The 8,832-nt window shown below is 75.9% G+C and carries 2 protein-coding genes; both read left to right on the top strand.

Translation table 11 applies throughout. The features are described 5' to 3' along the window. Positions 1–8,082: tetratricopeptide repeat protein (locus MNZ27_RS22250; protein WP_242396265.1), on the top strand; the 8,082-nt coding region annotated here is incomplete at its 5' end. A 64-nt stretch (positions 8,083–8,146) separates the two neighbouring features. After that, positions 8,147–8,832 (top strand): GYF domain-containing protein (locus MNZ27_RS22245; protein ID WP_242396264.1); only part of this gene is annotated, 686 nt, incomplete at its 3' end.

The following is an 8,832-nucleotide window of genomic DNA, read 5'->3' as shown; positions in this document are numbered from 1 at the left end:
CCCGGCGAGCGCGCCGGGCTCCTCGCGGAGCTGCGCGGGATCCTCGAGGCGGAGCTCCAGGATCCCGGGCTCGCCTTCCTCGCCGCGTGCCGCGCCTTCGCCGAGGGCGGGCCGGCGCGGGCCGGCGTCGAGGAGGACCTGGTGCGCCTCGCGGAGGCGACCGGGAACGCGGGCGACCTCCCCGCCGTGTACGAGCAGGCCGCCGCGGGCGCGGAGCCCGCGGAGGCGCTCGCGCTCCGGCGGCGCGCGGCGCGCGCGGAGACCGCGCAGGGCGGCGGCGCGGCCGCCGTCGAGGCCTGGAAGGCGGTCCTCGCGGCGGCGCCGGAGGACGTCGAGGCGCTCGAGGCCCTGGAGAAGCTCTACGAGGCCGCCCGCTCCGGCCGCGAGCTGCTCGAGGTGGCGCGGCGGCGCGCGGCGCTCGCCGCGGGGGAGGAGCGGACGGGGCACCTGCTGCACGCGGGCGCGCTCGCGGAGGAGCTCGACGATCCCGCCGCGGCCGCCGAGGCGTACCGCGCGGTCCTCGCGGACGTCCCGCTGGACGTCGCCGCGCTCGAGGGGCTCGACCGGATCCTGGCGCGCGACGCGCCGGGGCCGGAGCTCGCCGCGGTGCTCGAGGCGCTCGCGCGGGCGGTGGCGGACGATCCCGCGAGGCGGATCCCGCTCCTGCTCCGGCGCGCCCGGCTGCTCGAGGGCGATCCCGATTCGCGGCGCCCGGTGGAGGCGTACGCGGAGGTCCTGGCGGAGCGCCCGCGGGAGCCGGAGGCGGTGGCCGGCCTGCAGCGGCTGGTGGAGCGCGCCGACGCCCGGGAGCTCGCCGCCCGCGTCCTCGAGGACGTGCTGCGGACGGCCGGCGACGCGGGCCGGCTCGCGGCCCTGCTCGAGGTGCGGCTGGAGGGGGCGGACGCCGCCGAGCGCGGGCCGCTCCTCGCCGAGATCGCCGCGCTGCGCGAGCGGGTCGGGGATCGCGAGGGGGCGTTCCGCACCCGGGCGCGCGAGCTGGCCGACGCGGCGCGCGCCGGCCAGGACGCCCCGGCCGCGCGCGCGGATCTCGAGCGCCTCGCGGCCGCCTCCGGCGCGTGGGGCCCGCTCGCCGCGGCGCTCGAGGACGCGCTCGGCGCGGGGCTCCCCGCCGGCGCCGCGCTCGAGGTGCGCCGCAGGCTCGCGGCGATCCACGCCGAGCGGCTCGGGAAGGCCGACGTCGCGGCCCGCTGGTACGAGGAGGTCGCCGCCGCGGCGCCCTCCGTGGAGACGTTCGGCGCGCTCGCGCGCGTCTACCGCCGCCTCGGCGCGCACCGGGAGCTCGCCCGGACGCTGGGGCGGCTCGCCGACATCGCGCCCGCCCCCGCGGCGCGCAAGGAACTCCTGCTCGAGGTGGCGAAGATCATGGCCGAGCACCTCTCAGATCGCGATGGCGCCGTCGAGGCGTACCGGAAGATCCTCGCGGTGGACCCGGAGGACCCGCAGGCGCTGCGGCTCCTCGGACGGCTCCTCGGCTCGGCGGAGCGGTGGGAGGATCTCGCCGACGTCCTCGGGCGCGAGGTGGCGATCGCCGATCGCCAGCCGAACCTCGTCGCCGAGGCGGCGGAGCTGCGCTTCCGGCTCGGCCGGATCCGGCACGAGCGGCTCGCCGACGCCGCGGGCGCCCTGGCCGCGTACCGCGAGGTGCTCGAGAAGGTCCCGCGCCACCCCGCCGCCCTCGCCGCGCTCGAGGCCCTCGCCCGCTCCACCGGCCCGGCGGCGCTCGAGGCCGCCCTGCTCCTCGAGCCGATCTTCACCGCGGAGGGCGAGCACGCGAAGGTCATCGAGATCCTCGAGGCGCGCGCGGCGAACGAGACCGACCCCGCGCGTCGCGCCGAGCTCCTCCGGCGCGTCACCCGCACCTACTCCGGCCCGCTCCGGAACGCGGAGATGGCGTTCCTCGCGGCGAGCCGCGCCCTCGCCGCGGATCCCGACTCGCTCGAGTCGCTCGAGCTCGCCGCCGGCGCGGCCGAGGGGGCGGGGCTCGGGGACGAGCTGGCGGCCCTCCTCGCCGAGCACGCGGATCGGGCCCGCGAGCCGGCCGCGCGCGCGGAGTTCCAGCGCCGCATCGCGCGCCTGGCGAAGGGGGACGCCGCCCGCGCCGCCGAGGCGTGGCAGCGCCTCCTCGACCTCGCCCCGGACGACCGCGAGGCGCTGGTCGGGCTCATCGACGCGCTCGAGGCCGGGACCGATCCCGACGCCCTCGCGCAGGCGCTCCGGCGCGCCCTCGCCGTGGAGGAGGCGCCCGAGGCGCGGGCCCACCTGCTGCGGAAGCTCGGCGCCGTCCTCGACGAGCGGCTCGACGACTCCGCGGGCGCGGTCCAGGCGCTGCGGTACCTCCTCGAGCTCGCCCCGCGCGATCGCGAGGCCCTCGCGCGCCTCGACCGGCTCTGCGTCCGCGCCGAGCGGTGGGTGGATCTCGCCGAGGTGCTCGAGCGCGAGATCGTCGCCGCCGCCGAGGCCGGCGACGAGGGCGCGCTGGTCGCCTTCCGGCAGCGCCTCGCCGAGCTGAAGGAGACGCGGCTCCTCGACAAGGAGGGCGCGCTCGCCCTCTACGAGGAGGTGCTCCAGTCGCGTCCGGACCACCCCGAGGCCATCGCCCGGCTCGAGGCGCTCCTCCAGCGCGATCCCGGGAACGCCCGCGCCGCGATGGCGCTCGAGCGCGCCTACGCGACCGGCGGCGATCCGCTCAAGCAGGCGGCGGTGCTCGAGCTCCGCGCCGGCGAGCGGCCCGACCCCCAGGAGCGCAAGGCGCTCTTCCTCCAGCTCGCGGAGCTCCGGGAGAAGGCGCTCGGCGATCCGGAGCTCGCGTTCCTCGCCCTCTGCAAGGCGTTCCGCGAGGACCCTGCCGACGCCGCCCTGCGGGCCCGCATGGAGGCGCTCGCCGCCGCGAGCGAGCACGACGAGGAGCTCGCGGCCATCTACGAGGACGAGATCGACCGGCTGCCGCCGGCCGACACGGCGGCGGTCGCGCTGCGCCTCGGCGCCCTCTACGAGGAGAAGCTCGGCGACCCGACCCGCGCCGCCACCTTCCTCCGGCGCGCGCTGGCGCTCGACCCGGCCGCGGCGCCCACGGCGCTGCCCGCCCTCGAGCGGCTCCACGCGCGGCTCGAGGCCTGGCCGGAGCTCGCCGACACCCTCTCCGCGCGGGCGGCGGCGGCCCAGGGCCCCGATCGCGTCCAGCTCCTGTTCCGGCTCGGGCAGCTCTGCGAGGAGCGGCTCGCGGCGCCGGACCGCGCGGCCGAGGCCTACGAGGCGGCGGTCCAGGCGGATCCGCGCCACGTCCAGTCGCTGCGCGCCCTCGAGGCGCTCTACGAGGGGGCCGGCCGCCGCGAGGACCTCGTGAAGAACCTCGCCGCGCAGCGCGCGGCGGCGACGGACGACGCGGCGAAGGAGCGCGTGCTCGCGAAGATGGGGGCGCTCGTCGCCGATCTCGGCCGGCGCGACGAGGCGGTGGTGCTGTGGAAGGAGCTGCTCGCGCTCCGGCCGCGCCACGAGGGGGCGCTCGCCGCCCTCGAGGACCTCTACGAGGCGCTCGAGCGCTGGCAGGATCTCGCCCAGCACCTCCGGGTCCGGATCCAGGCCACCGTGGACCGCCGCGAGATCGCGCGGCTCAACGACAAGCTCGGGGCGATCCTCGGCACGCGCCTCGGCGATCCGGCGCAGGCGATCCAGTCGTACAAGGCGGTCCTCGACTCCGATCCGAAGAACCGCCACGCCCTCGAGGCGCTCCGGGACATCTACGCCGCCCAGGGCGACGAGGACGCGCTCATCTCGGTCTACCGGCGCCTCGTCCCGCTCCAGGAGGACGCCGCCGGCGTGAAGCACGCCCGGCTCGAGCTGGCCGACGTGCTGCTGCGCGCCGGGCACAAGCGCGACGCCGTGGAGCAGGCGAAGCTCGCCTTCGACCTCGAGCCCCACGGCTCCGAGGACCTGGTCCACATCGAGGAGATCTTCCGCCAGGGCGGCGCCGTCCCGGAGGGCGTGCGCGCCGCGGAGGCGCGCGCGGCGCTGCTCGCCGCGCAGGGCGGGCCGGCCGAGGCGATCCCGGCGTGGCTCGCCGTGGCGGACCTCTGGCGCGAGCAGAAGCGGCCGGACGCCGCCGCCGCCGCGCTCGAGAAGGTGCTCGAGCTGGAACCCGCGAACCGCTCCGCGTACGAGGGGCTCCGGGCGCTGCACCAGGAGGCGGGGAACTGGCGCGCCTTCACGCGCGTGTGCGATCTGTTCGTCCCGCACCTCGTGGACCCCGCCGAGCGGCTCGCCCTCATCGAGGAGGTCGCCGCGATCCACGAGAAGCGGCTCGGGCAGAAGGAGATGAGCTTCCTCGCCTGGTGCCGCGCCCTCGCCGAGGCGCCGGGGGACGATCCCGCGCTCGCCGAGGCGGAGCGGCTCGCCGGCGAGACGGAGGCGTTCGAGGAGCTCGCCGCGGTCCTCGAGGAGGTGGCCGAGAAGGCCCGCGGGATGGTGAAGGCGAAGCTCCTCCTCCACCTCGGCAACCTGCAGGACGCGTCGCTGGACGACGCCGACGCCGCCGAGGCCGCCTACCGCCGCGCCCTCGAGGCGGACCCGTCGAGCCCGGAGGCGCTCGAGGCGCTGGCGAAGCTCTTCAAGCGGCGCGGCCGCGTGCGCGACCTCGTGATCACGCTCGAGCAGCGGCTCGAGGCGGCCGCCGCCCTCGACGAGAAGAAGGCGCTGCTCCTCGAGGTCGCCCGGATCTACGACGGCGAGCTGCACGACGTGGAGGAGGCGATCGGGGCGCTGCGCCGGGTGCTGGAGCTCGACGGCGGCGACGCCGCCGCGCTCGAGGCGCTCTCCCTCCTGTACCGGCGCGAGGGGCGCTGGGCGGACCTCGCCGGCATCCTCGCCCGCGCCCGGGACCTCGCCCCCACGGACGCGGCGCGGATCGGCTACCAGCTCCAGATCGCCGCCCTCGACGAGAACGAGATCGGCGACGACGAGGCGGCGGTCGAGGCGTACCGGACGGTGCTCGGGCTCGACGACCGCTCGGCCGAGGCCCTGGCGGGCCTCGAGCGGCTCTACACGAAGCTCGACCGCTTCGCCGAGCTGAACCGCGTCTACGAGCGGCAGATCGCGCTCGCCGAGGACCCGCGCGAGCAGGTGCGGATCCTCGCGAAGAGCGCGGCGATCCACGAGGAGAAGCTGCACGACCCGCGCTCCGCCATCGAGCGCGACGAGCAGATCCTCCGGCTCGACGGCGCGAACGCCCCGGCGATCAAGGACCTCGAGCGGCTGTACCGCGAGGAGGGGCTCTGGGATCGCCTCATCACCGTGATGCAGCACCACCTCTCGCTCGTCCAGGACCGGCGGGAGCAGGTCGCCCTGGAGGTCGCGATCGGGGAGGTGTGGTGGAAGGACCTCTCGCGCGTGGACCGCGCCGAGGCGATCTTCAACCACGCCCTGAAGCTCGATCCGGACTCCCGCACCGCGGTGTCGGCGCTCGGCCGGCTCTACGAGCGGAGCGGCAACTGGAACCTCGCCCTCGACATGCTCCGGCGCGAGGCGCGCATCGTCGGCGGCGCGAAGGACGCGGTCGAGCTCCACGTGCGGATGGGGGCGATCCACGAGGACATGCTCCTCGACCCCGCGAGCGCGAAGGAGGCCTACAACCTCGCGCTCCAGCTCGACCCCGGCCACCTCCCCGCGATCAAGGCGCTGAAGGGGATCTTCGAGCGCGAGCGGAACCGCGACCGCTACCTCGAGCTGCTGGTGGACGAGGCCCGCTACGAGACCGACGTCCAGGCGAAGACGGAGCGCTACACCGAGGCGGCGCGGATCTACCAGGAGGAGCGCGACGATCGGGAGAATGCGACGCGCTACTACGAGGAGGCGCTGAAGCGGACCCCCGGCCACCTCCCCGCGGCGCGCCCGCTCTCGGACATCTACGTCGCCGAGGCCCGCTGGCCCGACGCCGAGCGCGTGCTCGACGGCATCGTCGAGGCGCTCGGGCAGGGGGGCGACGCGAAGGAGCTCTGCCGGCAGTCCTACCGGCAGGGCTACGTGGCGGAGAAGCTCGGGAAGCGCGAGAAGGCGCTCGCCGCGTACCGGCGCGCGTACGAGCTCGACGCGACCTACCTCCCGGGCCTCGAGGGGCTCGGGAACCTCCTCGTGCAGGAGCAGCAGTGGGAGGAGGCGCTCCGGATCTTCACCGCGGTCATCATCCACCACCGCGAGGGGCTCACCGACCTCGAGGTGGTGGAGACGCACTGGCAGATCGGCGAGATCGCCGAGAAGCTCGGCGAGCTCGACCGCGCCGCCAACGCCTTCAAGAAGGCGCTCGAGATCGACGCCAACCACGAGCCGTCGCGCCGGAGCCTCGTCCGCATCCTCGAGGCCACCGGCGACTTCGAGGGCGCCGTGGAGCAGCGGCAGCGGCTCCTCCCGCTCCTCGAGGGGCGCGCGAAGTTCGAGGACCTGGTCGCGATCGGCGAGGCCTGCCGCGACCGGCTGAAGGACTCGTACCAGGCCATCGACGCCTTCCTCGGCGCCGCGAAGCTCGACCCGACCGAGCTGCCCGTCACCGAGGCGCTCCTCGGGCTCTACCGGGAGACGCGGCAGGGCCAGAAGGCGGCCGACGTGCTCGCGCTGATGCTGGAGCGCCCGGAGGTGCAGGCGGAGCCGGAGCGGGCCGCGAGGCTGCACCTCTCGCGCGCCGAGATCCTGCGCGACGAGGTGAAGGACGAGGACGCCGCCCTGGCGGAGCTCGAGCTGGCGCTCGACCGGGACGCGCGGCTCGTCCAGGCGTTCGCCGGGGTCGAGGAGATCCTCGCCCGCCAGAAGCGGTGGGCGGACCTGGAGCAGGCGTACCTCCGGATGGTGCAGCGGCTCCCCAAGACGCCGGAGGCGGCCCAGGCGCGGCTCGCGCTCTGGAAGACCCTCGGCGACCTGTACCGCAACGTCCTCCGGAACGAGGAGGGCGCGCGGATGGCGTACCAGGTGGTCGCGCGGGCCGATCCGGAGGACGCGGCGGCGGTCGAGATCTTCGCCGACCTGTCGGCGAAGAGGCCGGGGGCGCAGGGCGAGGCCGTCGCGGCGTACCGGCAGCTCCTGCGCAGCGGCGCGAAGGCGCAGAAGGCCGCCCAGGCCCTGGTCGCGCTCCACGCCGGCGCGCGCCAGTACGACGCCGCCTACACGGCGGCGCAGGTCCTCGTGCACCTGCTCGGCCAGGCGAGCGGCGAGGAGGTCCAGGTGGTGGGGCGGCTGCGGAAGTTCGCCCGCGATCAGGCGAGCCGGCCGCTCGACGACGCGCTCTGGGCGCTCGTCCTCCACGACAAGCTGAAGGGGCCGCTCGCGGACATCATGACCCTCCTCGCGCTCCACGCGCGGCCGATGTTCGTGCAGCGGGAGAAGGACCTCGGCGTGAACCCGAAGAAGGACGAGGTCGACGTGCAGGGCTCGATGCTCTTCTTCGCGAACATGTTCAAGTACGTGGAGCGGACGCTCGGCTTCGCGGGGCTCCGGCTGTTCCGCAAGGAGGAGGTCCCTGCGAGGCTCCAGCTCGTGTCGACCGATCCGCCCGGCGTCCTCGCCGCCGAGGAGATGTTCGAGGAGCGGCCGAAGAAGGAGCTGTGGTTCGCCATCGGGAAGGCGATGGCGTTCGCCCGGCCCGAGCTCCTGATGGCGCGCCTCATGCCGCACGATCAGCTCGACCTCGTGTTCCAGGCGGCGTGCTCGGTGGGGACCTCCCGGTTCGTGGTGACCGCGGATCCGCACCTGGTCGCGCGCCTCCAGCGGGAGCTCGAGCGGACCCTGCCGGAGGGCGTGCGGAAGAACACGCTCAAGGTCCTCGCCCGCGCCTACTGCGACGTGCAGCACCCGGGGGACGTCCGCGCGTACCTCGACGGCGCGGAGCTGACCTCGAACCGGGCGGGCGCGCTCCTCGCGGGGGACCTCGAGGTGGTGCGCCGGGCCGTCATCGCGGAGCGGCCCCAGGTCTCGAAGCTCAGGGAGGAGACCCGGCTGCGCGACCTGACGCTCTTCTGCGTCTCCGAGGAGTACGCCACCCTGCGCGAGCGGCTCGGGCTCTCATGCGTGGTGCCCGCCTGACGCGCGCCGCTTCCTTGACCGCCGCACGGCTGAAAACCTAGGATCCGAACGGGTTCGAACACACATGAAATTCACCTGCGAGCGCTGTGACGCCCAGTACATGATCTCGGACGACAAGGTCGGCCCGAACGGCGTCAAGGTCCGCTGCAAGAAGTGCAGCAACGTCATCCTCGTCCGGCACGCCGCCGAGAACGGCGCCGTCGCGGCGGAGGCGCCCGCGGGCGCGGCGACCGAGGGGGCGGAGGCGAGCGCGACGCCGGTCGGCACCGGCGAGCACTCCCTCGAGCGAGAGCTCGGGGACGCCTTCGATCAGGCCTTCGGCGAGCCCGCCGCGGCGTCCTCCACGGCACCAGGGGACGCGGCGGCCGCGCCGGCCGGCGGCGACCCCGACGCGACGCAGCAGGTCTCCGCGGACGAGGCCGCGCGCCTCGGGGCGTCCTCGGGCTCGCCCGCGGCGGATCCCGAGCCCCCGGCCAGCGAGTGGTACGTCGCCATCGGCCAGGCGCAGGTGGGGCCGCTCCCGCTCGCCGAGGTGAAGCGCAAGTGGGAGGCCGGCGACGTCGGCCCCGACTCGCTCGTGTGGCGGCCCGGGATGGGCGACTGGGCGCCGCTCTCCACGATGTCCGACCTCGCCGCGTACCTCGCGCCCGTGCCGCGGTCGCCGCGCGTCCCCGCCCGGGCCGAGCCGGCCGCCGCCGCGCGCGCCGAGCCGATGCGCACCCCGGCGCCCGCCGCCGCGCCGACCGCCCC

Origin of the sequence: Anaeromyxobacter oryzisoli (assembly GCF_022690765.1) — a bacterium.
Classification (GTDB): Bacteria; Myxococcota; Myxococcia; order Myxococcales; family Anaeromyxobacteraceae; genus Anaeromyxobacter; species Anaeromyxobacter oryzisoli.
Note: the sequence above shows the minus strand (reverse complement) of the source record. Positions and strands in the feature narration are given on the sequence as shown.